Annotated in this window: 20 protein-coding genes; 11 read left to right on the forward strand and 9 right to left on the reverse strand. The window is 56.4% G+C overall.

The features are described from left to right. Positions 1-45 precede the first annotated feature (45 nt). The 6 genes from ISN74_RS16775 (at position 46) to ISN74_RS16800 (ending at position 7,509) form a co-directional block, all read left to right on the forward strand. Positions 46-792, forward strand: coding sequence for an electron transfer flavoprotein subunit beta/FixA family protein (locus ISN74_RS16775; protein WP_188800305.1), 747 nt, complete (start codon positions 46-48; stop codon positions 790-792). A gap of 21 nt (positions 793-813) precedes the next feature. Beyond that, entirely contained in the window at positions 814-1,755 is a 942-nt protein-coding gene (locus ISN74_RS16780; protein ID WP_188800306.1) for an electron transfer flavoprotein subunit alpha/FixB family protein, read from the forward strand. A 375-nt stretch (positions 1,756-2,130) separates the two neighbouring features. Next, on the forward strand, positions 2,131-2,616 hold the full coding sequence (locus ISN74_RS16785; RefSeq protein ID WP_188800307.1) for a GtrA family protein: 486 nt from the start codon (positions 2,131-2,133) through the stop codon (positions 2,614-2,616). Between the two features lie 5 nt (positions 2,617-2,621). Further along, positions 2,622-3,443 carry a polyprenol monophosphomannose synthase gene (locus tag ISN74_RS16790; RefSeq protein WP_188800308.1) on the forward strand — a complete coding sequence of 274 codons (822 nt, stop codon included), beginning with the start codon at positions 2,622-2,624 and terminating at the stop codon, positions 3,441-3,443. Continuing rightward, entirely contained in the window at positions 3,443-5,392 is a 1,950-nt protein-coding gene (locus ISN74_RS16795; RefSeq protein ID WP_203546635.1) for a hypothetical protein, read from the forward strand. Before ISN74_RS16790 ends, ISN74_RS16795 begins: the two co-directional genes overlap by 1 nt. 455 nt (positions 5,393-5,847) lie before the next feature. Then, complete coding sequence (locus tag ISN74_RS16800) at positions 5,848-7,509, forward strand: Wzt carbohydrate-binding domain-containing protein (protein ID WP_188800310.1); 1,662 nt, start codon at positions 5,848-5,850, stop codon at positions 7,507-7,509. A 276-nt stretch (positions 7,510-7,785) separates the two neighbouring features. Here ISN74_RS16800 and ISN74_RS16805 read toward each other — a convergent pair whose 3' ends face one another. The 8 genes from ISN74_RS16805 to ISN74_RS16840 all read right to left on the reverse strand — a co-directional run bounded on the left by ISN74_RS16805 (position 7,786) and on the right by ISN74_RS16840 (position 19,578). Continuing rightward, positions 7,786-9,135: a phosphohexomutase domain-containing protein gene (locus ISN74_RS16805; protein ID WP_239004484.1), complete on the reverse strand. Its 1,350-nt coding sequence runs from the start codon at positions 9,133-9,135 to the stop codon at positions 7,786-7,788. 28 nt (positions 9,136-9,163) lie between these two features. After that, positions 9,164-10,069: an NAD-dependent epimerase/dehydratase family protein gene (locus tag ISN74_RS16810; RefSeq protein ID WP_188800312.1), complete on the reverse strand. Its 906-nt coding sequence runs from the start codon at positions 10,067-10,069 to the stop codon at positions 9,164-9,166. Then, on the reverse strand, positions 10,053-11,087 hold the full coding sequence (gmd, locus tag ISN74_RS16815; protein ID WP_188800313.1) for a GDP-mannose 4,6-dehydratase: 1,035 nt from the start codon (positions 11,085-11,087) through the stop codon (positions 10,053-10,055). The genes ISN74_RS16810 and gmd overlap by 17 nt, the downstream gene beginning before the upstream one ends. A gap of 58 nt (positions 11,088-11,145) precedes the next feature. Further along, on the reverse strand, positions 11,146-14,916 hold the full coding sequence (locus ISN74_RS16820; protein ID WP_188800314.1) for a glycosyltransferase: 3,771 nt from the start codon (positions 14,914-14,916) through the stop codon (positions 11,146-11,148). 1 nt (position 14,917) lies between these two features. Further along, complete coding sequence (locus ISN74_RS16825; protein ID WP_188800315.1) at positions 14,918-16,270, reverse strand: FkbM family methyltransferase; 1,353 nt, start codon at positions 16,268-16,270, stop codon at positions 14,918-14,920. Beyond that, a complete protein-coding gene (locus ISN74_RS16830) occupies positions 16,267-17,493 on the reverse strand; it encodes an ABC transporter ATP-binding protein (protein WP_188800316.1) in 1,227 nt (408 codons plus the stop codon). The genes ISN74_RS16825 and ISN74_RS16830 overlap by 4 nt, the downstream gene beginning before the upstream one ends. Continuing rightward, on the reverse strand, positions 17,490-18,287 hold the full coding sequence (locus tag ISN74_RS16835) for an ABC transporter permease (RefSeq protein ID WP_188800317.1): 798 nt from the start codon (positions 18,285-18,287) through the stop codon (positions 17,490-17,492). Before ISN74_RS16835 ends, ISN74_RS16830 begins: the two co-directional genes overlap by 4 nt. A gap of 124 nt (positions 18,288-18,411) precedes the next feature. After that, the gene (locus tag ISN74_RS16840; protein WP_425488852.1) at positions 18,412-19,578 is read right to left on the reverse strand and encodes a trans-sulfuration enzyme family protein; all 1,167 of its coding nucleotides are present in this window, start codon (positions 19,576-19,578) and stop codon (positions 18,412-18,414) included. A 202-nt stretch (positions 19,579-19,780) separates the two neighbouring features. Between ISN74_RS16840 and rfbB the strand changes: the two genes are divergently transcribed. From rfbB to ISN74_RS16865, 5 genes are read left to right on the forward strand one after another with little or no spacing between them, the layout of a single operon-like run. Then, positions 19,781-20,830 (forward strand): dTDP-glucose 4,6-dehydratase, encoded by a 1,050-nt coding sequence (gene rfbB, locus ISN74_RS16845; protein ID WP_188800727.1) that lies wholly within the window; start codon positions 19,781-19,783, stop codon positions 20,828-20,830. Then, complete coding sequence (gene rfbA, locus ISN74_RS16850) at positions 20,827-21,714, forward strand: glucose-1-phosphate thymidylyltransferase RfbA (RefSeq protein ID WP_188800318.1); 888 nt, start codon at positions 20,827-20,829, stop codon at positions 21,712-21,714. The genes rfbB and rfbA overlap by 4 nt, the downstream gene beginning before the upstream one ends. Continuing rightward, positions 21,711-22,268: a dTDP-4-dehydrorhamnose 3,5-epimerase gene (rfbC, locus tag ISN74_RS16855; RefSeq protein ID WP_188800319.1), complete on the forward strand. Its 558-nt coding sequence runs from the start codon at positions 21,711-21,713 to the stop codon at positions 22,266-22,268. The genes rfbA and rfbC overlap by 4 nt, the downstream gene beginning before the upstream one ends. Beyond that, the gene (gene rfbD, locus ISN74_RS16860; protein ID WP_188800320.1) at positions 22,265-23,191 is read left to right on the forward strand and encodes a dTDP-4-dehydrorhamnose reductase; all 927 of its coding nucleotides are present in this window, start codon (positions 22,265-22,267) and stop codon (positions 23,189-23,191) included. The genes rfbC and rfbD overlap by 4 nt, the downstream gene beginning before the upstream one ends. 3 nt (positions 23,192-23,194) lie before the next feature. Next, positions 23,195-24,607, forward strand: a complete 1,413-nt coding sequence (locus ISN74_RS16865) for a mannose-1-phosphate guanylyltransferase/mannose-6-phosphate isomerase (protein WP_188800321.1) — start codon at positions 23,195-23,197, stop codon at positions 24,605-24,607. A 78-nt stretch (positions 24,608-24,685) separates the two neighbouring features. Here ISN74_RS16865 and ISN74_RS16870 read toward each other — a convergent pair whose 3' ends face one another. Next, on the reverse strand, positions 24,686-25,354 hold the full coding sequence (locus tag ISN74_RS16870) for an O-methyltransferase (protein WP_188800322.1): 669 nt from the start codon (positions 25,352-25,354) through the stop codon (positions 24,686-24,688). Between the last annotated feature and the right edge of the window lie 70 nt (positions 25,355-25,424).

The following is a 25,424-nucleotide window of genomic DNA, read 5'->3' on the forward strand; positions in this document are numbered from 1 at the left end:
CAGTAATTCCATACGCCTCAGGGCGTCCGGTATAAGGAAACACAGATGAAGATTCTGGTCGGCTACAAGCGTGTGGTGGACTACAACGTCCGCATCCAAGTGAAACCCGACGGCACCGGCGTGGTAACCGATGGTGTCAAACTGTCTGCCAATCCGTTCGACGACATCGCGCTCGAAGAAGCCCTGCGCCTTCGTGAGAAGGGCATGGCAGAAGAAGTCGTGCTGGTAGGCATCGGCCCGGCCGACCTCACCGCGCACCTGCGTAACGGTCTGGCCATGGGGGCGAATCGCGCCATCCACGTGGTCACCGCCGACGCATTGCAACCGTTGACCGCCGCACGGGTCTTCCAGAAGCTGATCGAGAAGGAACAGCCAAGTCTGGTGATCTTGGGTAAACAGGCCATCGACGACGATGCCAACCAGACTGGCCAGATGCTAGCCTCGTTGTGGGATCGCCCCCAAGCCACCTTCGCCAGCAAGGTCGACATTGCCGGAGGCAAGGCCACGGTGACCCGCGAGGTCGATGCCGGCCTGGAAGTGATCGAGGCCGAACTGCCAGCTGTGATCACCACTGATCTGCGCCTCAATGAACCGCGCTTCATCAAGCTGCCGGACATCATGAAGGCCAAATCCAAGCCTATCGATACCATCGAGTTCAGCTCGCTGGGCGTAGCGGCCAACGATCATTTGAAGACCACGCACTACGCTGCGCCAGCCAAGCGCAGCAAGGGCGTGATGGTGAAGGATGCGGCCGAACTGGTCGCGGCACTAAAGCAGAAGGGTCTGCTTTGAGCAGCCTCACGGAGACATGACATGAGCAAGATTCTCGTCATCGCCGAACATCTGGGCGGCAAGCTGAACCTTTCCACCGCGCGCGCGGTGAGTGCGGCCGCGGCGATCAAGCCTGAAGCCATCGACATACTAGTGCTGTCAGACAACGTCGACACCGTCGCCGCTGAGGCCGCCAAGATCGAAGGCGTGAGCCACGTGCTAACCATCGCCCGAGCTGAGAACGCCCATCCTCTGGCCGCCGTGCTGGCCCCACAGATAGCCAAAGCGGCGGCCGGCTACAGCCATGTGTTCGCGCCGTCGACCACCTTCGGCAAGGACGTACTGCCGCGCGTTGCAGCGCTATTGGGCGTTGCTCAGATCAGCGACGTAATGAGCGTAGAAGGCACCCATACCTTCAAGCGTCCGATCTATGCGGGCAATGCAATCATCACCGTCGAGGCCGACCCGAACACCGTCGTAGTGGCCACCATCCGGACCGCCTCTTGGCCGGCGGCCGCAACAGGTGTCAGCAGTGGACAGATCGAGGCGATCAGTGTCGATGTCGCCCTGCCCTCGCATACCCGCTTTGTCGAACTGCAGCAGGGGAAGAGCGATCGCCCTGACCTGCAAGGTGCCAACAAGGTGGTCTCCGGTGGCCGCGGCGTAGGTTCAAAGGAAAACTTCGAGATCATCTACAAGTTCGCTGACAAGATCGGCGCCGCAGTCGGCGCCTCGCGCGCGGCTGTTGACGCTGGCTACGTACCAAGCGACCTGCAGGTAGGCCAGACCGGCAAGATCATCGCCCCAGAACTGTATATCGCCATCGGCATTTCTGGCGCGATCCAACATCTCACCGGCATTAAGGACGCCGGCACCATCGTCGCCATCAACAAAGACGGCGAGGCGCCGATTTTCGAAGTGGCGGACTTCGGGTTGGTAGGCGATCTGTTCAAGATCATCCCGGAACTGGAAACTTTGGTCTAAAAGTCGATCTTGGCGCGGGTGGCTGTCCCGCGCCAAACCGCCTGACCCGTTTAGCCTCCCAGTAATTTGACGCTGGCCTTTTGCCAGCATCAAAGCGACGACAGGCATAGAATGCAGGCACTAAGTATTCAGCTACGGCGTCGCTTCTTTGATACAAAGGAAAGCACTTCTCAAGGCCGCCCGCCAGCCACGCCCCCTCTCATAGTTGCCGGCTTTCCAGTATGCTCAGCGCCAACCAGCGCCCCGTCACGCAGTGAGCTTCTGGGCCAATGTCAGAGTGAAAGCTTCCGGGTCTACGGAAGCCACTAAACGCCAATTCTTGAACACGCGAAGGCCTCATCTAGTAGCTCAGGGCCACCAGCAGGGGTCCTACAGATGATCAGATTCATTGGAAAACTTACGCAGTTCGGCCGCAAACTCAGCTTTAATTTATTACCGGCTTCGCTCATTTCCTTCTTGATCGTTGGCTCCCTCGGCGTTGGAGTCCATCTGGCCGTACTTAAGAGCACGCTGGCACTGATCACTCACCAGTTCATGTATGCGAACCTCACCGCATTGGTTTTTGCGGCCACGTTTAACTATGTACTGAACAACGAGTCGACATTCAGCCACAATGGATTGACAGGGCGGCATGCCATTCTGGGCTATTTTATTTACATGGGCGTCACCTCTCTGGGGATGGTAATCAGCCTGTATATATCAACGCATGTCTATAGCTATGGTCTGACCCCTGTTCCGGCAGCCCTTTGCGGCATCGTTGCCGGCTCGATGTGGAATTATTTCATGTCATACACTTTTGTTTGGAAACTGCTTTTCAAAAGCAGCGCCCAGAAAGTCGACACAACCATCGCCAATAAATGAGTCCCATGACTAAGACACTCGTTTTCTTTGCCACATACAACGAGGCAGGAAATATCAATCCGTTGATTTCCTCTCTGGAAAATGTGGTTCCTGAGGCGGATATTCTGGTCGTTGACGATAACAGCAGCGATGGTACGGCTGACATCATTCTTGGAATGAATCGTCCCAGCATCACTCTTTTGCAGCGAAAAGGGAAGCTAGGTCTCGGCACCGCTCATTTACTTGCGCTCTCTTACGCGCAGGAGCACGGCTATGACGTCATCATCACGATGGACGGAGACCTATCACACGATCCCGCACACATTCCGTCTCTGCTCGATCGACTAGGTGCTGGAGCGGATCTCGTCATTGGCTCGCGCTACATGCCCGGGGGCGGCTGCGACTATACCGGTTACCGTCTCTATGTAAGCCGGCTTGCAAACATCGCCGCACGATCTCTGCTCGGCATGAAGCTGCACGAGTTCACCACCTCTTATCGAGCATTCCGAGTTAGTGAACTCAAACGCCTCAATTTCGCCGCCCTCTTAGTTGGAGGATATTCTTTCTTCCTTACGACGATGGTCGAAGCATCGGTTCGAGGGCTGAAGATACAGGAAGCCCCCATTCAATTTCGCGAAAGGGGATATGGAACATCGAAACTTCCTCCCATGGAAGCCTTTCGCGGCATGACCAACCTTTTGCGGATTGCCATCAACAAGGCGACGGGCAAACTTGCACGTTCGCCCGTTGCTACGATTTCCGGTTGCCCTAGCTGCGGCACTACATTTAGCCTCATTTCCAGCGAAAATATTGGCACCTGCGTGCAGTGCGGCTTCCAATCGAAGTGATGACTGATTCGACGCCCCCCGCGCCGACTGCAAACTCTACGCGGAAATCCATCAAGTTCTTGATCGCCCTTGCGATCGTCGCAGCCGTTGCATTTCCACTATCGACATTGCTGTGCGGCATGCAAGACGGTGACGGCGTACTCACGGCGCTCATCTCTACGCAGAAATTGACCTGGTATTTCTGGGGGCAAGATCGTTTCCTAAACTTTATTCCAGCGCTCGCCCATCCGATTTCTGATGTCGTTTGGAATCTACGGTTCCAGCTATTCTTGCGGAGCTTCTTCGCGTTCCTTGCACCCATCGGGTTTCTTTATTTTCTGACCCGCTCCGCCAGAACGGTAACCATTGCGACCGTATTGACGAACTGCGTGCTTGCCCTCACGTTAAGCGACGAGGCGCTGTTCAATCTTTACATACAACACAATCCTTTCGGCACATCGCTGGTGTTGCTCGCAGGCGCTTATGCAACGCTGGCACGGGGCACGCGAGTCAACAATTGGCGATGGGCATTGGCAAGCGTGCTTCTTTTCCTGGCATACACCACCAATTTTGCCTTGTTTGTCATAAGCCTCCCGTTCCTGGTCGTTGTTCTGTGTCTCGCTGATGAGAATCGCAAGAGTCTTCTCATCTTCATTATTGTGAACGTTGTGGCTGTGATGCTTGCGTATGTACACGCGAAGCATTTTGGTGAAGCAGAAACCCAGCTAGGTGTCGCTCCTTCAATGCAAGCGATTCGAGCTGGCTATCACGAGGTGAAGACACAGATCAGATGGACTTGGATTGCCGCCTTGGTCTTCATCTCTGTGGGCTCAGGCTTTGCCGTGCGCGCCCCAAACCGATGGGCCGCCATGCTGCTCATCGCAGGGTGCCTGGCACTTATCGGTGTACTGTCCTGCGCCTCGTGGGCTCAGATAAACGCCTACAATGTCCGCTATTACCTCACTTTTCTGATCGGGATCGTTGCGGCTAGTGGGTATCTGCTGATTACTTGTGTACGCAACATTGCCCCTTTTTCAGAGAAGTATTACGCGGGGGTGGTATGGGGGTTGTTCCTGACCGCGTTCATAGGTGGCTTGCACGGCCTGTCTGCTACGCCGGGAGCCCTACTTGGCACGACGTGGCGCCAGCCATCCGAAACAGTTGCGGGAATCGCCGAGAACGAAAATGTCCAATTTGTCGTTGGAGGGTTCTGGGACGTTTGGCCGGCTGTTTTTGATACCAACGCGAGACTTCAAGCAGACGGCAAGGCACCCACTGTCTACGGAGGCGCAAAGCGCGGCGAGGCTCTCCGTGACACCCTCTGGAAGATCTCCAAGTCAGAAGGAAGCCTGCGGGCCTTGTGCTTCCTTGACAGTACTGAAGCTTGCGCAGAAGCAGCCTCAAATGGGCTGAAAGCCAATATGCTCGCCGTACCACACACAGAGCGCATGTTGGATGCGAAAGGGAAGCCGTTGTTGCTCCTTGAGCTACGCTTTGCGGATCAGAACAATCGGCTTCCCAACATTACGGCATGGGGCCAACCACCGCTCAAAGCTCAGCTGGTTCATATTGATCTGGCTGCTAGCCACATTCGCTTCGACCCAGGGAGCGACAGCATCATCGTACCGGTTACGCTTCGCAACGACGGAACTGCTCGACTGACACCCTACGGAGATCATGCCGTCAATCTAGGGGCAAGGCTGACGGACGAAGCAGGCAACGTGGTAAATGTCGACTTCGCCCGGTTAGCGCTCCCGGTCTCTGATCCCGGGCAAGAGGTGCACGCTGAATTCAACCTGCCAGCCAGCCAACTTGAAGGGCACGGACTCTCCATCCTTCCCGTACAAGAAGGTGTTGCCTGGTTCGATCAATTCGGCGTTTCTCCGGTCATCGAAGGCCCGTTCCATCGTTGCAACGAAAATGGAAGGCACTGGATGTGCGACACCATTCACGCGCTCGACGCCAAATAGTTCTTCATTCACGCCGATACGGGCTAAGCAACACAAACTCGGCGGTAGCTTCCGACACCTTTGACCAACCGGCCACCCTTCGGCGCACCTTTGTGTCGCCCTCTTTGGCTCCAGTGGACCTGCTTGTGCTCATTTTTGCGTTGCCGATTTATCGGCGACTTTCAGTTAATCGTGACTCCGGAATGCGACCGTCAATTTGCCACACGGATTAAGTGGCCGAGTCGCAAGAACTTACCTTGCCAGGCCGACAGTATGACCAGCAACTGACTCCCAATTCGATGGGTTGTCACCTCCTCCAGAACCCAACCGTTACTTGAAACAGGGGTGCCAAGGAGCGAGTAATGGCCAGCACAACATAGTTACAATTAGCTTACAGTTAACTTACAATCAATTGGCGGAATCCGTCTAGGGGGACGGATGACCGATCTCGAATTCGCATAGCCAAGACGCGCCGAATGCAAAAACTTCTTCACTTTCATCTCCCTAAGACCGGCGGCACAACGATACGCCACCATTTGGTCAATCAACTGGGAGAAGGCAAAGTTACCCCCGCCCTTGCCGGAATGCGTTTGGCAGATGCGCTTGTGGAATGGGATCAGATGTCGGCCATTAGTGGTCACTTCTCCCCGCGCCACGGAGACAAACTGCCGCTGGATCGTTACAGCTTCACCGTTCTTCGCGACCCGATGGATCGCTTTCTTTCTGAGTTCTATTTTTCAAAGATCGATAACTCAAGCAGACCTCTGGATAGAAGAACTCACGCCCTCGATCTCGACTCCTACCTCGATAGCCTAACTGATAGGGAACGCCAGGAGTTTCCAATGCAATTGGAAATGCTCTATCCCCTTGGCACGAACTCTCAATGCACTCTCACTCAGAACGACAAGTTGTCGGCCGCCTTGAATACACTGGAGCTCTTTAGCTCGATAGCAGTCCAGGACGAGTTGGAGGATTTCACGTGCATGCTTGACGCCAATTTCCATTGGCCATGCAAACCAACCCCCAGGGTAAATGTCACGTCCTATCGGCTGAATCTCGACGATTTAAGTACATCACAACGCAAGCGCTTAACGTTGCTGCTTGAAACTGAAATGGAGCTCTACCAGCGAGCCAGGGAGATATTCAAGAAGCAAAGGAGACGACTCCTAAGCCAGGCACGAAGTAAACCGGACACCAATCCCGCTCTTGAAGCAATCGCATCAGCGCCTGATCAAACCATAACGCCTCCCAAGAACTTCGGGGACCTGAGATGCGTGATCAAAAAAGTCCGCGTCAGTGGCCCCATATCGGGCGACGAACGCGTCATGATCGGAGAGCAGATTTCAATCTCTGTTGAGTTTGAAGCAAAGGTACCCGTGGCATCGTTAAATATAGGAATCGCTATCAAGGATGATCGCGGCGTGCTTATATTTGGCACCAACTCAATGCTTCTGGGTGAGGTATTCAGCCTTACGCCCGGCGTGTATATCGCTACGTACCGTATGTTAAATCGCATGCCGATAGGAAAATATCATTTAGACACGGCACTGGTTCCAACCGAAAGCCACTATGACGGCTGCTACAACTGGATTGAGCAGGCTGCTTCATTCGACGTATACGACATCGCCCTGACCACCTTTGAAGGTAAGATATTGATGGACGCCCAGGTTGAGTTGGCGCCTGCGTCCGACTCCTCCTCATGCGCGAGCGCGCCCTATATAACAGCGAATCGAGCCATACGAGCAAGAGCGCGATTGAATCAGCCTCTAACTGATTTCAATTCGAAAATTGTCGCAATGTGCTCGCCAGAGTCCGTTCAGAGCGGAAGCGAGGTTCTGCTTCCGGTGCGATTGAAGAACAAGAGCAAACTAACTTGGCCTGCTTTCGGACTACAGCCCGTCGTCCTGTCCTATCGATGGTGTACCACTGATGGTGCGATCCTGATCGCCGACGGCTTAAGAACCCAGCTCCCAAGTGACGTGGAACCCGGTCAAAGTGTAGTCATAGCGCTTCACGTCAAAGCTCCAGATGTGAAAGGCAGACTAGTCCTGAAGGCATCGTTGATACAGGAGAGCGTCGCTTGGTTCGTAGACCGGCAGCCTAGTAACGCTCTAGCATTCGAACTCACCATCACGTGAGTTCGATATTTAACGATCGAATATCCGACCCACTAGGCAGCGCGGCCAAAGGCACTTCTCGAAACCCGATCGACATAGGTTTCAAGGGAATCTGAATGGATTAACATCGAGACCGCTTCATTACGATCCGCTGCGCGCCACATATGCCGGCGAATTGCCTCACAGTGATGCTGTGCCGAAACATCCATTTGGCGTTACGTCAACCATTGCCATCCTAAAAGAAATACAACTCTCCAACGGGATCTCCGTCCGAGAGTTGTAGCTCGGCTGGACGACTCAAGCCGACGCAATAAGACTGGAAAGGAGTTCGGTTTTCTCCCTCATCACAAGGGTGTCCCCCCTGCTTTCCACATTCAAGCGCAACAACGGCTCTGTATTGGAAGAGCGCAGATTAAAGCGCCACTCACCGAAATCTGCACTGATGCCATCCACCTTTTCCACGTGTGGTTTCTGACCCGCGAAATGAGCCATGACGTGATCAACGGTCTTGGCCGCATCGGCTACAGTAAAATTGATCTCTCCGCTACATGGGAAAGCAGCGACTTGCTTGCTTACCAGCGACTCAAGAGACTGACCACTCTGGCTGATGCGCTCAGCCAAAAGCAGCCAGGGAATCATTCCTGAGTCACAGTAGGCAAAATCACGAAAGTAGTGATGGGCGCTCATTTCTCCGCCATAGATCGCGTCTTCAGCTCGCATGCGCTCCTTAATGAAAGCGTGACCTGTCTTGCTTTGCACCGGTATACCACCGGCATCACGCACCATCTCGATGGTATTCCATGTCAGACGAGGATCGTGGATCACCTTTGCACCGCGATGTTTTTCAAGAAGCTGGGCGGCAAGCAGGCCGACGATGTAATACCCCTCGATAAACTCGCCATTGGCATCAAAAAAGAAGCAGCGATCAAAATCGCCGTCCCAGGCCAGCCCGAAGTCGGCGCGATGATCGCGAACCGCATCCGCGGTCGCCGAGCGGTTTTCAGGCAATAGAGGATTGGGAATGCCGTTGGGGAAACTACCGTCTGGCTCATGGTTTACCCGGATGAATTCAAACGGCAAATGCCTTGCGAGCAGATCCACCACGGGTCCCGCACAACCATTGCCAGCATTGACCACGATCTTCAGCGGCCGCAGAGCCGTCGCATCGATGTAGCCCAACAGATGGCTGATATAAGCCGCCTTGTCATGGTCACGTATCACCTGACCATGTCGCTCAGCGTCAATGAAGCGGTTCTCTTCCACCAAACGCTCCATGTCACGCAAGCCGGTATCACCGCTAATTGGCCGGGCTCCTTCTCGCACCAGCTTCATCCCGTTGTAGTCCATCGGGTTGTGGCTGGCCGTGACCATAATCCCGCCGATCACGCCGCGATGAAATGTCTGGAAGTAAACCTCTTCGGTTCCGCACAGACCGATGTCGATGACATCACAGCCGGCTCGGGTCAAACCTTCTGTCAGGGCAGTCGCCAGTGCCGGACTGTCCTTGCGGATGTCATAGCCGACCACCACGCTACCCTTACCCGCAATCTGGGCGAATGCCCGACCGATTCGCTCGGCCAATTCGACGTTGAGTTCGTCGGGAATGCGGCCACGAATGTCGTAAGCCTTGAAGCTCTTGAGCGTCACGTTACAGTTCTCCTGCAGGCCAGGGGCCTTACTCATGTGCCTCGTACATCCATTGCAGCGTCTGCCGTAACGGAATCATATCTAGTGGGCCGATCAAACGTTCCAACTTCTTGTTGGAACCGGTCAATCTTGCTACCTCGTTAGCGCGAACGAATGCGGGGTTGACGCGCACTTCGATGCGATAACCGGCTAAGTCCTCCATCATCCCGATGACTTCGTTAAGCGTGTAGGCGTGTCCGGAACAGAGATTCACGACCTCACCAACCGCATCTGCATCGAGCAGCTTCCGGTAGGCATTAGCCACGAATCGCACGTCCTGGAAGTCCCGCGCAACATTGATGTTGCCCAGCTCGATGACAGATGCACGACGTCGAAAATGTGAAACGATCTTGGGAAGCAGGTACTTTTCCGACTGCCCGACGCCCGTGTAGTTAAACGGACGCGCCAGGATGATGGGCAGACGGTCGGCCCAAAGGCGCGCCATCTGCTCCATCGCGAGCTTGCTGACTGCGTAATCATTGGCTGGCGCTGCTGGCAAGTCCTCGGTCAGGAGCTGTGCATCACTGTTGCCGTAAATATTGGCGCTGCTGGCCAATATCACTGCACGCGGCCGATGACTACCGGAGGCTAATGCCTCCAATAGATTGCGGGTACCTACGATATTAGTGCGATAGATGGCGTCCGCATCGCCATGCGCAACAAAGGCGATCGCGGCCAGATGTATCACCACGTCAGGCATTAGATTCCCGATGGCCTTGATGGTGGCTTCGCGATCGCATAGATCGACCACAACGTTTCCGGCAGCAGGCTCGTGCGACAAGCCCACCACTTTGTATCCCGCAGCGACCAGCTCAGCCGAAACGTATTTGCCGGTAAAGCCTACGCTTCCGGTCACCAGTGCAACGGGTTGCGAACGATCAGAAGGACTGGCCACGTTCGTTCCGTTGAAGGTCCGCAGTGACCATCATGCGACACAACTCTTCAAGACCCGTCTTGGGCTCCCACCCTAATTTGGCTTTGGCCTTGGCCGGGTCACCGATCAAAAGATCGACCTCGGCTGGACGGTAATACCTGGGATTGATGACTACCATCGCACGGCCGGTTTCGCGACAAATGCCACGCTCGCCCTCCCCTTCCCCGCGCCAGTCGATCGTGATGTCCACGCCCTTGAAAGCCATAGCCACGAAATCACGAACGGTTTCCGTGCGATTGGTCGCCAGCACGAAGGTATCGGGCTCGTCCGCCTGCAGCATGCGCCACATGCCCTCGACATATTCCTTTGCGAATCCCCAGTCGCGCCTAGCGTCAAGATTACCGAGCTCAAGCCGGTCCGTGCGGCCCAACTTGATCTTAGCCACCGTATCAGTGATCTTGCGGGTCACGAACTCTCTTCCGCGCAGCGGCGATTCGTGATTGAACAGGATTCCGCTGCTACCAAAGATTCCATAGGACTCGCGGTAGTTCACCGTCATCCAGTGAGCATAGAGTTTGGCAACACCGTACGGACTGCGCGGATAGAAGGGAGTGTCCTCTTTCTGAGGAACTGCCTGCACCTTGCCAAACATCTCAGACGTCGATGCCTGGTAAAAGCGGATCTTCGGGTTGACGATGCGAATCGCCTCTAGAAGATTCAATGCGCCAACCGCAGTGATTTGCGCGGTAAGCACAGGTTGATCAAACGAGACACCAACAAAGCTCTGAGCCGCCAAGTTGTATACTTCGGTAGCCTCGGTCTCCTGCAATAGCCGGATCGCCGAGCCAAGGTCGGTCAGGTCATACTCCACCAGATGCAAGTTCGGCTGTTTGTCGATGCCGAGTTCTTCAATCCGCCAGAAATTGACCGAGCTCGTACGTCGATACGTACCGTAGACGGTGTATCCCTTTTGAAGAAGCAGTTCGGCGAGATAGGCACCGTCCTGGCCGGAGATGCCCGTGATGATCGCAGTTTTCATGGAGCTTTTTCCTGATTTCATAATGCGATTAGTCCAATTGCGACGAATTATTAAGTGTCTAACCCGGTGACCAGGTTTTATGAGATGACTTTCCAGTCACCGCGTCGAGGAACTGTTTGGCGCTTGTCGCCCACGAATTTACAGTGACACCCGACTGACTCGAAATTGTTCCATGTCGAACGGCGGCAAGCGATCGCTCGATGGATTGCGCCAAATCATCCGCAGACTCCCCAGCAAAATAGAGGATTCCGTCACCGCCGACCTCCCGGAACACGGGAAGATCACGAGCGAGCACGGTAATGCCACGCATAGCCGCTTCGATGATTGGTAAACCAAAGCCCTCACCACGGGAAGCAACAAGCAACAGACTAGCCAAATCATATAGATGATCAAGGAGCTCATCGCTAGCGGTGGAGAACCAAGTCACGCAGCCGGACGCAACCACCTGGTGACCCAACCGCTCGACCAATTGCTCAACACACCAGCCTTGCTTGCCCACAATGACCAATTGTGCGTCAACATTTCGCGCGCGCAGCTTCTCAAATGCTTCCAGCGCCTGACCATGTCCCTTACGGGGTTCGATCGTGCCAACCATAAGGACGACATTCTCTTTCTGCCGCAACCGCCTTAATTGCTCTTCTTCTTCAACGGACATGCCGCGAGATGGCATGCTGGCGTGAACATCACCACCTAAGTGGAACCAAGACAGTTCCAGTGGACGTTGACGCGCAGTCGAGGGTAGCCAGTTGGCAAACTCGTCTGCCACGGATCGTGAAATAGCTACGATCCGATCTGCCGCAGCTGCTACGGTCCGATACCAAGGTCCAAAAATTTCCGTCGCATTTGGCGGAAACCACTCGGGATGCGCCAAGGGCAGCATGTCGTACAGGACAAAAACGATCTCGACACCTTTTGTCTTCAACGAACTGAACAATTCCGAGGCTGCGAGAACGTCGACAGGTGCCAGATCGAGGGCAACAAATACGTCGCCATGACTGACATCGATAGGATCGTCCCCTAACGTCGTCTCGGGACAGCCAAGGAAAGTACACGTGAATCGGCGAGCGTAGCGATAGACGCCATCTGCATTGGCATAAACAGGCTCAATGCGCCAGCTGTTTTGGCCTTGCATCAGCAGCTCGCTAAGAATGCTGCGTACAACGCGTTGGATTCCGCTGCCTGCATCCTTTCGGACGAGTTCCGAAACATCCAGCAACAGCTGGCGACAAGGCGCGGCCGGTCCGAGCAGCGATGAGAGACCCAGCGCTACGGCATTGCGATCAACATTCGTCGGATCGACTGTCGAATGGATCGCCGATAGCCGATCTACAGCGCGCTGAAGAATGCGGCGTGAGCTGTGCTCATGGAACGCATCAATAGCCAATGAATATTGCTTGGCAACGTGTGCAGGATCATGCAACCGCTCCAGATAGTCTCGGCCCGCCTGAGCGAGTGCCGAACGCGCCGCCTTGGAATCAATGAGCTTGCCGATGCTGGCGGCAAGGTCTTCGACTCTGAATTCATCCTCCAGCGTTATCGCTGCATTGCTCGGCAATTCGGCCAATGAACCGTGAGCGTTGACGATCGTCGGAAGACCCCATGCCAGACAATCAAGCACAGCCCCGGACGCTTCGCCACGTGACTGGCGCCTCAGCTGGACAGCGATATCTGCGGATGCGAGCCAACGGCGGTAGGTCTCTTTATCTGCAAAGCCCGTTATGACGACATTGCGGACACCGGCCGCTTTGACGCGCTCATGCAGCATTTTCTCCCAGGCCGAGTCGGCAGCCCGACCGACAAAAACGAGCTTGCAGTCGGCGCGATCACTAAAGGAACTCAACCACGCTTCAAGCAACGACTCATTGCACTTGTTGGCGCTAAGCATTCCAAACGTAGCCACCACCAACTGTCTATCGTCCAGCCCAAGTGCGCGTCGGGCCCCGGCGCGATCAACCTCGTTCTGCACCTTGCGAAGGTGAGGAATTTGCGCAAAACGTTTCGTTTGATCGTTGCCGTACCACTCGTTGGCAAGCTCACGACTGTGCGCAGAATGGACTATCACACCATCGGCGCCGGCAACCACGCTCCAGTTACAAGGAAACTTGAAAGCAGTGACATTTCGATCCACGGTCTCGCCGAGCATCTTCAGGGCGTGATAGCCATACCCTTCATAAAGGGCCCGCTGCCATACACCCGGGGATCGACCCGTGTCCTGCATCCAATGATGAAGATTGCCGAGGTAAAAATCGTGCAACGCCACGGTTCCACCGACTTTCGCCAACACATCAAACATGTGCGCGTGGAATTCGGAGTTCCCGAAATGATAAAGCACTCGATCAAAGTGCTTAGCATTGGCGAGAAACCAATGCACATCTCGCACGGGCAGAACCAAGCCGTCGAGATGGGTGGCTCTATCGGCATTATCAACGATCAATTCGATGTCGTAATGCGCCATCAATTCTGGCAACAGTTCCGCACTGAAATCTGCGATCCCGGACTGCTGCGGCGGCAACGGTGACAAGTACGCCAACTTGGGTTTGCCGCGTCGAGTAACGGCCTGATCCACCGGAGAGGCTGCGGCACGCCGCGCCCCAACGGCCATCTCTATACCCTTCCACGCTTGGGTAGCGGTTCGCTCCCAAGAGAATTCCTTGCTACGTGCAAGGCCATTCGAAGCAAGTCGCCCTCGCAGCTCATCGTCCGATAGAACGCGGATGATGGTATCGGCAATAGAGTGCTTGTCTCGCGGATCGAACCCTTCCCCGTCTGGACCAATCACCTCTGGCAAGCTGGATGTCTTGGACGCGATTACAGGCGCCCCCACAGACATGGCCTCCAAAACCGGCAATCCAAACCCCTCGTGCCACGATGGAAACACGAATAGCTCACACAGCCGGTACAACGCGAGCAGATCTTCATCAGGCACAAAGCCCGTTAAGACCAGTGCATCGCTAGCCAAGCCAACGCGTCGTGCAAGCGCATACAGGCGCTCGGACTCTTCTGACTGCACTGAGCAGACGATTGCAAGCTGATGGGACGTTGCAAAGCCGCCCGTCATCGCGAACGCCTCAATCAACAGATCGATGTTCTTCCGATGGTCTATTCCACCGGTGTACATCACAAACGGTTTGTTGAGCTTTAACTTTGTGCGAAGCTCACGCCCTGCGTGCTCTGGCATAACCATGGGCGCGTAGCGCTCATCCACAGCTGCGGAGATATTTAGCGCGCGATCCGGCGCATATTCCAATGCATCAACGACCTCACGGCGGGAACTATCGGAAATGGCAAGCAGGACATCCGCTTTGGAGAGGCTCCTAAGGACGCTCAGATACCAGTTGCGTAGCCGAGGTTCACGCAGATAAATATCCGGGTATGTGTACGGAATGAGGTCATAAACGACCGCTGCCGTAGCAACGCCAGAATCGGCTGACGGTAGCGAGCAGATGCAGTCGTCGACCCAGCCTTCAAAAGAACTGACGAGAAGAAAACAGTCAGGTGCGATCGATGCGATCACAGCATCGCGTACCACCTGGCTTGCCTCAATACGCCACGCATTACCCTCATCCCTTGTGTTACGAGGCAACGGCGCGTTCCAGACGTGGATGTCTTGAGGATCCACATTCGCCAGCAATTCACGGCGCAGCTCGATGGCGGATTCCTGCATGTCGCCGTTAATAAGGAACGATATCCGCCGCCCCCCTGCTTGCCGGATCAAAGCGCTTACGAGCGATTTGGCATAAATGCCGATACCCCGCTTTCCATGCACGAGGCTTTGGCACGCCTGCAAATCAATGAGCAAATGCATAGGGAGACTGTTTTCCTGATCCATGTCACGAGGACTTCATAGCGCTATCAAGCATCGATCGAACGGTTTGCGCCCGTCCGGGCAAGTCCATTGCACCGCCTGGCGCCATATCGGATGGAGCAGACGGTGCCGCGGGTCGAGCATTGCTCACGACAGTGCGAACCAAGCGAGCCTTGAGCCCTGGCGTAGCAATCAAAAGAATAGAGCCAATCCGCCGCAACACAGGGCGGTTTGTGGCTGCGACCAAAAGGCGAATCGCAGTAGATTTGTTCAATTCGGAGTCCCCGGATGAATCCCGCCGCACCGCCGAACGCAGGACACGCGCGATGAAACGTGGTCCTTTCGTTATGCGCCAAGAACGGCTATGCAGAATCTGCTGCAACTTGGTGTCGACAGCACGCTCGCGTTTCTGGGCCTCAACCAAGGCCACCTGCACATTTTCTGCAAAGTTGAGCCGTTCATGCACACGCTCGATCGCAGCCTCTGCGCTATCCAGCCGATTGGCCATACGATCCAGATACCCGCCGAAAACGGCAAGTCTGTCATCCAGCCCATTCAGAATTTCGGCCTGCATGTTCGCCAAGTGTTCGGCCCTGGCAATGGCAGCGCCGTGACCCTCGCGAACTCGCTGCCCGTTCGCACGTTCAACCTCGACCTCTTGAGAGAGGCGATCCATTTGCTCCCGCGCCCACGATTCGGAATAGAGCATGAAATCGTCAAAAAAGTTTGGTGGCCGCGAAAAATACTTGATGCGACCTTCGTGCTCGCAAGCCACATAAAACCGATTCAGACCGTCGTCGTAGGCAAATAGGTAACTGGCGTCGAGCAGCAAGTGCTCCCATTCGCCAAATGTCGGCTCCTGCGAATTGGGCTTGGTGGCTTCGACGAGAATGATCCAGGGGCGAAAGCGGCTCAAGTCCAGGCTTCGAAGCACAGCGGCTTCCGAACCCTCGACATCCACTTTGAGGAAATGCACGTCCTTCGGCGCATAGGCCCGAAAGACAGCGTTCAATGTATGCGCCTTCAGTCGTTTCTTGACGACATTCCAGCCGTCTTTTGAGTAACGCTCAGCGTAATCCTGGCTCACTGTCGACAGACCCGTGTCCTCGACGTCGAAAAGTTCGATATAACCAGGCACATCGGAGATGGGCGTGTTGAGATTGATGTCGTGAGGACGGTCATCGCAAATCAAGCGAAACCAGCGATCTACCGGCTCGATATTGACGCCGCGCCACCCACGCAACTGAAAGGCCTTGGTCACCGACCCATTGATGGGATGCTGTGCGCCCACGTCTACATAAAAGCCCTCGCTGATGTCTGCAAGAGCACGAACCAGCATCACGTCCTCGTAATTTTGGGCATACGAGATCATGGTCATGCGCGCAACACCTTGATGCTTGGCGGAATCCACGCGAGCCCGACGAAATCGGGCTTATCCAAATTGGTCACAGAGAACGTGAGCGCAAGATCACGCCATTCGTAGTTATTGACCAGATGGGTATCCGTGCTTACCAGTGCGGTGGAAATGGAGTAATGGCCCGGCCCCAGGTTGGCGGGGAAGTCGACCAGGAACTCAATGGATTCGCCGCTTTTGATATCGGACACCACCTGTTTCGTATGGAACGTATTGGTCCCATACACCTGTTGCCCCGTTCGGTCCTTGATCATGTAGCCAAGCACGAGTTGCGGCACGGCTACCTTTGCCGAAACCTTCACGCGCAGATGCAAGGCTTGCCCCACCGCCACAAACTCGACAGGCGCTCCGGCCGCGTTATAAAGCGCGATGCTCGACACCTGGACTTCGCCGGTGCCCGATATCGTCTGGGTTCGGCCATCCGCCTTAACTTCCGTGCGAATTTTGTTGTTTTCTTTATCCGCGATCAGGGCGTTGTAGTAATCCATGATCGCTTCGGGTTCACCATCCCGGATAACGCGGCCATGTTCAAGCAAAATGGCGCGGGTACAAAGCGCCTGAACGGCCGCCTTGTCGTGGGAAACGATAAGCAGCGTGGTACCCGCCTTCTGGAATTCGCGGATACGCGCAAAGCTCTTGTGTTGAAAGTAGGTATCGCCCACTGAGAGCGCCTCATCGACGATGAGCACTTCCGGGCGAAATGCGGTCGCAACGCTGAATGCAACGCGCATGGACATGCCGCTGGAATAGGTGCGTACGGGCTCGTCGAAATAGGAGCCTATCTCCGCAAAATCCTCAATGGCAGCAATGACACCATCGACATCCTGGCGGCTAAAACCCATGAGTCCGGAAGAATGATAGACATTCTGGCGGCCAGTCAGATCGGGGTTGAAGCCCATGCCCAGCTCAAGGATGGCGGCGATTCGCCCAAAGTACGCGACAGTCCCCTCGCTCGCGCGTGAAGTACCGGTGATGATTTTCAGCAACGTGCTTTTGCCGGCACCGTTCTCACCGACGATACCTATGGCCTCCCCCTCCTTTACGGAGAAAGAGATATCGCGAAGCACCCATTTTTCGTGCCTGCTATGGCCTTTGAAGCCGAACCAGTTCGCAAAACGCGACCATTCCGAAGAATAGTCCCGATAGGCCTTCCCCACCTTTTCTACCCTCAATACCTCGCGCGTCATAGCACATCCACCAGTTCAGGCGACGCCTTGCGGAACATATACAGGGCCAATCCTAAAAAAACGGTGCTTCCCACCAAAAGCAGGCTCAAGCGGACATAAGGCGGCATTTGCTGGAACAGCAAGACATTTTGATACCCCTGTATCACCGGAGTGACAGGGTTAAACGCAACGATCGACTGAAACTGTTTCGGAAGAACATCGGCAACGTAAACGATCGGCGTCATCCAGAACCACAACTGCAAGACAACGTTCATGACTTGTCCGACATCGCGAACAAAGACATTGATGACACCAAGCACCAGACCAAGCGCCGCCGCGAAAACCAGCAAAACCATGGTCAGCAACGGCACCCAGAGAACGAGCCACGTTATAGGGTGATTCGTGATCAAAATGATCGCCAGGGTTGCCAACAGGAGCAGCGAATGATTCACCAGCGCCCCGCCCAAGGTAATGACGGGTATGCATATCCGCGGAAACGCAATTTTCTTCATCAGACCTGCGTTATCCACGAACATGGTCAGGCTACGTGACGTCACTTCCGCAAACAGGGACCAGGGCACCATTCCAGCAATCAGATAAACCGCATAAGAAAGATGCGCTCCCTTCCCCGCTGGAAGCTTTGCCGCAAGGAGGGATGAAAGCACGACGGCGTAAATGGCAACCTGCGCCAGAGGCTGCAATATCATCCAAGAAGCACCGAGCTTACTGCGGTTAAAGCGGGTCCTGAGATCCGCCTTAATCGCTGAAATCATGAAATGGCGATAACGCCATAGTGCGAGCAACATTTGATTCATCGTTGATAATGCTCAATCAGGTTTGCACCCGTTTCACCTGCAGAAGTGAAAACCAGGTTTTGGACAAATGACCTGCCAAGGCAGCGGATTGACAGCAAGCGCGAAATCCAGAAAGCGCTGTAAATTAGATTTTCAGCGCACTTGCAAGTTCGTCCTTCAAATCCTTTACATCCTCAACGCCAACCGACAAGCGGATTAACCCATCACTGATACCAAGTCGCTTGCGGTTCGCCGCAGGCACTGAGGCATGAGTCATGATCGCGGGATGTTCGATCAGGCTTTCGACCCCGCCCAACGATTCAGCCAACGCGAACAATTCGCAACGTTCAAGCATACGTCTGGCCTTCTTAAGACCGCCTTTCACCTCGATCGTGATGATGCCGCCGAAGCCGTGCATCTGTCGCTTGGCCAGCGCGTGTTGCGGGTGGCTCTTCAGACCCGGATAAATCGTCCGTTCCACTGCCGGGTGCTTCTCCAGCCATTGCGCCAGTTCCAGCGCACTGGAACAGTGCGCCTTCATGCGCAGATGCAGGGTCTTCAGGCCTCGCATGGCGAGGAAGGCGTCAAACGGACCAGCGATGGCACCGACCGAGTTCTGCAGGAAACCCATCTGCTCGGCCAGATCCTTGCTGCCGGCCACGACGATGCCGCCGACCATGTCGGAATGGCCGTTGAGGTATTTGGTCGCCGAGTGCAGGACGAGATCTGCACCGAGCTCCAACGGACGCTGGATCATCGGTGAACAGAAGGTATTGTCAACCACCAGGATCAGCCCATGCTTCTTGGCGAATGCGGCGACTTTGGCCAGATCGACCAGCTTGAGCATCGGATTGGTCGGCGTCTCAGCCCAGATCATCCGCGTATTGGGCTTGAGCGCGGCCTTCAGCGCCTGGGCATCATTCAGATCGATAAAGCTGAAATCGAGCCCAGCCGAGCGCCGACGGACACGCTCGAACAGCCGGTAACTGCCGCCATAGAGGTCGTCCATGGCGATAACGTGGCTACCGGAGTCCAGCAGATCGAGCACCGTTGCCGCTGCCGCCAGCCCGGAGCCGAATGCAAAACCGGCAACCCCGCCCTCCAGATCGGCCACGCAGCGCTCATAGGCCATGCGCGTAGGATTTTGCGTACGCGAATATTCGTACCCCTTGTGCTTGCCAGGGCTTTCCTGCACGTAGGTCGAGGTGGCATAGATCGGCGTCATGATCGCGCCGGTACTGGGGTCGGGCTGTTGCCCGGCATGAATGGCACGCGTTCCGAGTCCGTGGCGTAAAGCGGCTTTTTTGGTCATGTCAGTCATCACATAAGGCGGCCCGGGACCGTACGTCCCCCCCATACCGCGTGGATCGATCCAGCATTCTACCTGCGAAACCTGACCTTGCCTTAATGAATGCAGCTCGGTGCGACGGTCTCCCTACTTGCGGCATGCGCTTTGTCCGGCCTCCGGGCCATGCCACAATAATCGTTCGCCATGTAAGGATTCGCGCATGTCCATGAGAACGCTGCTTGTTACCGGCGGAGCCGGCTTCATCGGCGCGAACTTCGTGCTGCATGCAGTAAACCACGGTCTGCGCGTCATCAACCTCGACAAGCTGACCTACGCTGGCAACCTGGACACCTTGGCGCCGCTGCAAAACCACGATGGGCATGTCTTCGTGCAAGGCGACATTGGCGACCGGTCACTGGTAACCAGTCTGCTGGTCAAACATCGTCCAGCGGCGATCGTCAACTTTGCCGCCGAATCGCATGTGGACCGCTCGATCGACGGCCCGGCTGCCTTCATCGAGACCAATGTGGTGGGCACGCTGGGCCTGCTGGAATGCGCCCGCGACTATTGGCGCGGCCTGGCAGACGCAGCCCGTGACACGTTCCGTTTCCTGCACGTGTCCACCGACGAGGTCTATGGTTCGCTGGGCGCCGATGGCAAGTTCACCGAAACCACGCCCTATGCGCCCAACTCACCCTACTCCGCCTCCAAGGCCGCCTCGGATCATCTGGTGCGCGCGTTCCACCACACTTACGGATTGCCCACACTCACTACCAACTGCTCGAACAACTACGGGCCGTACCAGTTCCCTGAAAAGCTGATCCCTCTGGTGATCCAGAAGGCGCTGGCCGGCGAGCCGCTGCCCGTCTACGGCGACGGCAAAAATATCCGCGACTGGCTGTTCGTCGGCGACCATTGCAGCGCGATCCGCCGCGTACTGGAAGCCGGCAGGATCGGCGAAACCTACAATGTGGGCGGCAACGCGGAACGCGAAAACATTACCGTGGTGAAAACCATCTGTGCCCTGCTCGACACGCATCGCCCGCTTACAGATGGCCGCCAGCGCGAGTCGTTGATCACCTATGTGAAAGATCGCCCGGGCCATGACCGCCGTTACGCGATCGACTCAAGCAAGCTGCAGCGAGAGTTAGGCTGGCGTCCTTCGCAGACCTTTGAAAGCGGTATCGCGCAGACCGTGGAGTGGTACCTTGCCCACCAGCCGTGGGTGCAAAGGGTGCTCGACGGCAGCTATCGGATGGAGCGGCTCGGCGCATGAGCATGCACAAAGGCATCATCCTCGCCGGCGGGTCCGGCACGCGGCTGTATCCGATCACACAAGCCGTCAGCAAGCAGCTGTTGCCGGTCTACGACAAGCCGATGGTGTATTACCCCTTGGCCACCCTGATGCTGGCCGGCATCCGGCAAGTCCTGATGATCAACACCCCACATGAGCAACTGCTATTCCAGCGCCTGCTGGGCGACGGCTCGCAATGGGGCATCGACATCCAGTATGCCGTGCAGCCCTCCCCCGACGGTCTGGCCCAAGCTTTCCTGATCGGCCGCGACTTCGTTGGCAAGGATCCAAGTTGCCTGGTGCTGGGCGACAACATCTTCTATGGCGTCGGCCTCACCGAACGGCTGAAGCGCGCCGCTGCGCGCGAGCATGGTGCCACCGTATTCGGTTATTGGGTGAAGGATCCGGAACGCTATGGGGTGGCCGAGTTCGATGCCGATGGCTGCGTCATCGGGCTGGAGGAGAAACCCGCCAAACCGAAATCGCAGTATGCCGTCACCGGCCTGTATTTCTACGATGCACGCGTGTGCGACTACGCGGCGGAGCTCAAGCCATCCCCGCGCGGCGAGCTTGAGATCACCGACCTTAACCGCCGCTATCTTGACGACGGCTCGCTGCATCTGGAGCAACTCGGCCGCGGCTACGCCTGGCTCGATACCGGCACGCACGAATCTCTGATGGAAGCGGGCAACTACATCCAGACCATTGAAAACCGGCAAGGGCTGAAGGTTTGCTGCCCTGAGGAAATCGCCTATCTCAGCGGTTGGATCGATGCCGAACAGGTCATGCGCCTGGCGGAGCCGCTGATCAAGACCGGCTACGGCCAATATCTCGTTCAATTGGTAAAGCAGGTGCCCGCTCGATGAAAGCTATACAGACTTCCCTACCAGGCGTGCTGGTGGTCGAGCCGCAGGTATTCGAGGATCCACGCGGTTTCTTTTACGAGAGTTACAACGAGGCGAAATACGCCAAGCTCGGCATTCACGCGAACTTCGTGCAGACCAATGTCTCGCGCTCTTCGAAGGGCGTGCTGCGCGGTCTTCACTATCAGTGGCCGAATCCGCAGGGCAAGCTGGTCAGCGTGCTGGAGGGTGAGGTTTACGACGTCGCCGTGGACATCCGCCGCGGCTCGCCCACTTTTGGGCAATGGACGAGCGTGATGCTAACTGCCGACAACCATCGGCACATGTGGATTCCGCCCGGCTTCGCCCATGGTTTTTGCGTGCTATCTGATTTTGCGACGTTCACTTACCAGTGCACGACACTGTATGACGCGGCGGCGGATGCAGGCATTTGCTGGAACGATGCAGCTATCGGCGTCGATTGGCCGATCAGCGAACCGCTAGTTTCCGCCAAGGACGTCAAGTCGCCACTACTGGCCGACGTATCGCCCGATCGTTTGCCGCTGTTCGAAACATGAACATCCTGCTACTTGGCGCCAACGGACAGCTTGGCCGTAGCTTTATCGAACACGGTGGCCTGGCAACACGCGGAAAGCTTTTTGCTGCCACACGCGACGGTCGACGCTTCGACGGCAACCCAGCCGAGGTCGCTGATCTATCGCAGCCTGACACGTTGCCCAGCCTGCTGGACCGGCTGCAACCACGATTGATCGTCAATACTGCCGCCTATACGGCGGTGGATCGCGCTGAGAGCGAAGAAGCGCAGGCCACGCGAATCAATGGCGATGCCGTTGGCGTGCTCGCCAAATGGACTGCCAACAACGACGCCCTGGTGATTCATTACTCCACCGACTACGTCTTCAGCGGGAACGCCACAGCGCCCTATCCCATCAGCGCCCCAGCCGCTCCGCTTGGTGCTTATGGGCGCAGCAAGCTCGCTGGGGAAATCTCCTTGCGAGAGAGCGGCGCCCATCATTTATTGCTGCGGACCGCCTGGGTCTACTCGTCGCACGGGCAAAATTTCCTTCGTACGATGCTTCGCCTGGCGGGAGAGCGCGAAGAAATCCGAATCGTAGCTGACCAACACGGCAGCCCCACCGATACGACGCTGATCGTGCAGGCTACCCTTGCTGCCCTCGATACCTGGCTGGAAGCCGACCCCATGCGACGCGATCAATTAAATGGCGTGCATCATCTGGTCGCCAGCGGCAGCACTACCTGGCATGGGTTTGCCGAGGTCATCATGCAGGAAGCCAAGACGTTGGGATTACTTACCCGCGTGCCGAAGCTGACCCCTATCACGACCGCAGAATTCCCTACCCCCGCTCGTCGACCGGCCTGGTCTGTACTGGACAACACAGGCTTCCAGCAGCAATTTAGCTATCCTATGCCGGATTGGCGGCAAGGTTTGCGTCACATTATCAAAGCACTGGTCCTATAAAACATGTTGATTCCTCTCATCCTCAGTGGTGGTAGCGGCACCCGCCTGTGGCCGGTCTCGCGCAGAAACCTTCCTAAGCAGTTTCTCGCACTCAGCGGCGACGGCACGCTTTTCCAGCAAGCAGTCACCCGCACGCAGAAGCTGCCAGAAGCCACGGCGCCGATCATCGTCGCCAGCGAAGACCATCGATTCTTGGCGGCTGACCAACTGCTGGAAGCTGGCGTACAAGGCGCCACCATCGTGTTGGAACCCATCGCCCGCAACACTGCCCCAGCCATAGCCCTGGGCGCGCTGAAAGCGGTCGAGCGCGACCCGCAGGCCCTTCTACTGGTGCTGCCCGCTGATCACCTGATTGGCGACACGGAAAACTTTGCCGCTGCAGTGCAACAAGCATTGTCTGCGGCTCGTGATGGCTGGTTGGTGACGTTCGGCATCCGCCCGGATCGTCCGGAAACGGGATTTGGCTACATTCGCCGGGCAGAGTCGATCGACGGCAGCGCATTCCGTGTGGAACGTTTCGTGGAAAAGCCGAACCTCACCACGGCCGAAAGCTACGTCAAAGACGGCGGCTACGACTGGAACTCAGGCATGTTCCTGTTCAAGGCCTCCCGCTACCTGGAAGAGCTGGGCCAGCACGCTCCCGACATGCTTGCCACCGTGCGCGCAGCGTACGCCACCGGGCACGGCGATCTGGACTTCGTGCGCGTAGATGCCGAGGCATTTGCCAAGGTGCCGGATAATTCGATCGACTATGCCGTGATGGAGAAAACCTCCCGCGCCGCGGTGATCCCGGTCAGCTGTGCCTGGAGCGATATCGGCTCCTGGTCGGCACTGTGGCTGTCCGGCCAGCACGACGAACAGGGCAACCAGCGCGAGGGTGACACCTTGACGGTGAATACCCGCAACTCGCTGTTGCGCTCGCACGATCGCCACATGATCGCCACTGTAGGCGTGGACGACCTGATCGTGGTCAGCACGCCGGATGCCACTCTGGTTGCGCACCGTGATGCCGCGCAAGATGTGAAGAAGGTTGTGGATCAGTTGAAGGCTTCCGGTCGCACTGAACACTCCTTCCACCGCGTGGTGCATCGTCCGTGGGGCAGTTATGACTCGCTCGAAGCGGGCGGCCGTTTCCAGGTGAAGCGCATCGTGGTGAAGCCTGGTGCCAGCCTGAGCCTGCAGAAGCATCACCACCGCGCTGAGCACTGGATCGTGGTGTCGGGCACCGCCGAGGTCACCTGCGATGACAAGGTGTTCCTGATGGCGGAAAACCAGAGCACCTACATCCCGCTGGGCAGCGTCCATCGTCTGCGCAATCCGGGCAAGGTGCCGCTGGAGCTGATCGAAGTGCAGTCAGGCAGCTATCTGGGCGAAGACGATATCGTCCGCTTCGACGACGTCTACGGCCGCGCCTGATCGGTCGTCACACTGGCTGCAACAGCCGGACGCCGCCGCGCAATAGGTGCGGCGGCGTTGAAGTAAGCGCACTACGCCTCAGCGGGACACGAGCGAGATCGAGAAGCCATCCCAACCCTTGGCGCCTACTGTCTGGATCGCGGTGGACTCAACCTCCGCATGCTTGGCCAGCAGATCGAAGAATTGACGCATGCCCTGCACATCCGGATCGGTGTTCGCGGGGTCAGCCAGTTTGCCGTGCCGGATGACATTGTCGGCGACGATGACCGTACCTGTGCGGGATAGCTTCAAGCACAGACGTAAATAATCCGGATAGCTTGGCTTGTCCGCATCGATGAACACCAGATCGAAGGGCTCGACACCGTCTGCAATCATCTGCTGAAGCGAGTCTGCTGCCATGCCAAGTATGACGGAGACCGCGTCAGACAGCCCTGCCCACTCGATATTGGCGCGGGCCACGGCAGCGTAATCGGCATCGGCTTCCAGCGTAACGAGCGCGCCGCCTGCGGGCAAAGCACGCGCCAGCCAGATCGAGCTGTATCCGCCAAGCGTGCCAATTTCCAAAATGCGGCGCGCACCGCGAATCTTCGCCAGCAGATGCAGAAACTTGCCCTGGTTCTCCGCAACGTTGATCGAAGGAAGTCCGGCCTTGATGCTGGCCTCCAGCGCAGCCTTGAGCGCTGCATCGCTGTGCACGATCTGATCGCCGAAATAACGATCGAGAAAATTCCACTGCTCTTGATTCATATGGGAACCGCTCTTTTGGCAACGATCGGACCGATTGTCCCGTATCGCCAGAGCGAACTGCAAAAAACGC

It is taken from the genome of Dyella caseinilytica, from assembly GCF_016865235.1.
In the GTDB taxonomy this organism is placed as follows: domain Bacteria; phylum Pseudomonadota; class Gammaproteobacteria; order Xanthomonadales; family Rhodanobacteraceae; genus Dyella_B; species Dyella_B caseinilytica.

Excerpts from the sequence above, each read along its gene's own strand:
- ISN74_RS16775 (WP_188800305.1), top strand. The coding sequence starts at position 46 with ATGAAGATTCTGGTCGGCTACAAGCGTGTGGTGGACTACAACGTCCGC.
- ISN74_RS16780 (WP_188800306.1), top strand. The coding sequence starts at position 814 with ATGAGCAAGATTCTCGTCATCGCCGAACATCTGGGCGGCAAGCTGAAC.
- ISN74_RS16785 (WP_188800307.1), top strand. The coding sequence starts at position 2,131 with ATGATCAGATTCATTGGAAAACTTACGCAGTTCGGCCGCAAACTCAGC.
- ISN74_RS16790 (WP_188800308.1), top strand. The coding sequence starts at position 2,622 with ATGACTAAGACACTCGTTTTCTTTGCCACATACAACGAGGCAGGAAAT.
- ISN74_RS16795 (WP_203546635.1), top strand. The coding sequence starts at position 3,443 with ATGACTGATTCGACGCCCCCCGCGCCGACTGCAAACTCTACGCGGAAA.
- ISN74_RS16800 (WP_188800310.1), top strand. The coding sequence starts at position 5,848 with ATGCAAAAACTTCTTCACTTTCATCTCCCTAAGACCGGCGGCACAACG.
- gmd (WP_188800313.1), bottom strand. The coding sequence starts at position 11,087 with ATGAAAACTGCGATCATCACGGGCATCTCCGGCCAGGACGGTGCCTAT.
- ISN74_RS16820 (WP_188800314.1), bottom strand. The coding sequence starts at position 14,916 with ATGGATCAGGAAAACAGTCTCCCTATGCATTTGCTCATTGATTTGCAG.
- ISN74_RS16825 (WP_188800315.1), bottom strand. The coding sequence starts at position 16,270 with ATGACCATGATCTCGTATGCCCAAAATTACGAGGACGTGATGCTGGTT.
- ISN74_RS16830 (WP_188800316.1), bottom strand. The coding sequence starts at position 17,493 with ATGACGCGCGAGGTATTGAGGGTAGAAAAGGTGGGGAAGGCCTATCGG.
- ISN74_RS16835 (WP_188800317.1), bottom strand. The coding sequence starts at position 18,287 with ATGAATCAAATGTTGCTCGCACTATGGCGTTATCGCCATTTCATGATT.
- ISN74_RS16840 (WP_425488852.1), bottom strand. The coding sequence starts at position 19,578 with ATGACCAAAAAAGCCGCTTTACGCCACGGACTCGGAACGCGTGCCATT.
- rfbB (WP_188800727.1), top strand. The coding sequence starts at position 19,781 with ATGAGAACGCTGCTTGTTACCGGCGGAGCCGGCTTCATCGGCGCGAAC.
- rfbA (WP_188800318.1), top strand. The coding sequence starts at position 20,827 with ATGAGCATGCACAAAGGCATCATCCTCGCCGGCGGGTCCGGCACGCGG.
- rfbC (WP_188800319.1), top strand. The coding sequence starts at position 21,711 with ATGAAAGCTATACAGACTTCCCTACCAGGCGTGCTGGTGGTCGAGCCG.
- rfbD (WP_188800320.1), top strand. The coding sequence starts at position 22,265 with ATGAACATCCTGCTACTTGGCGCCAACGGACAGCTTGGCCGTAGCTTT.
- ISN74_RS16865 (WP_188800321.1), top strand. The coding sequence starts at position 23,195 with ATGTTGATTCCTCTCATCCTCAGTGGTGGTAGCGGCACCCGCCTGTGG.
- ISN74_RS16870 (WP_188800322.1), bottom strand. The coding sequence starts at position 25,354 with ATGAATCAAGAGCAGTGGAATTTTCTCGATCGTTATTTCGGCGATCAG.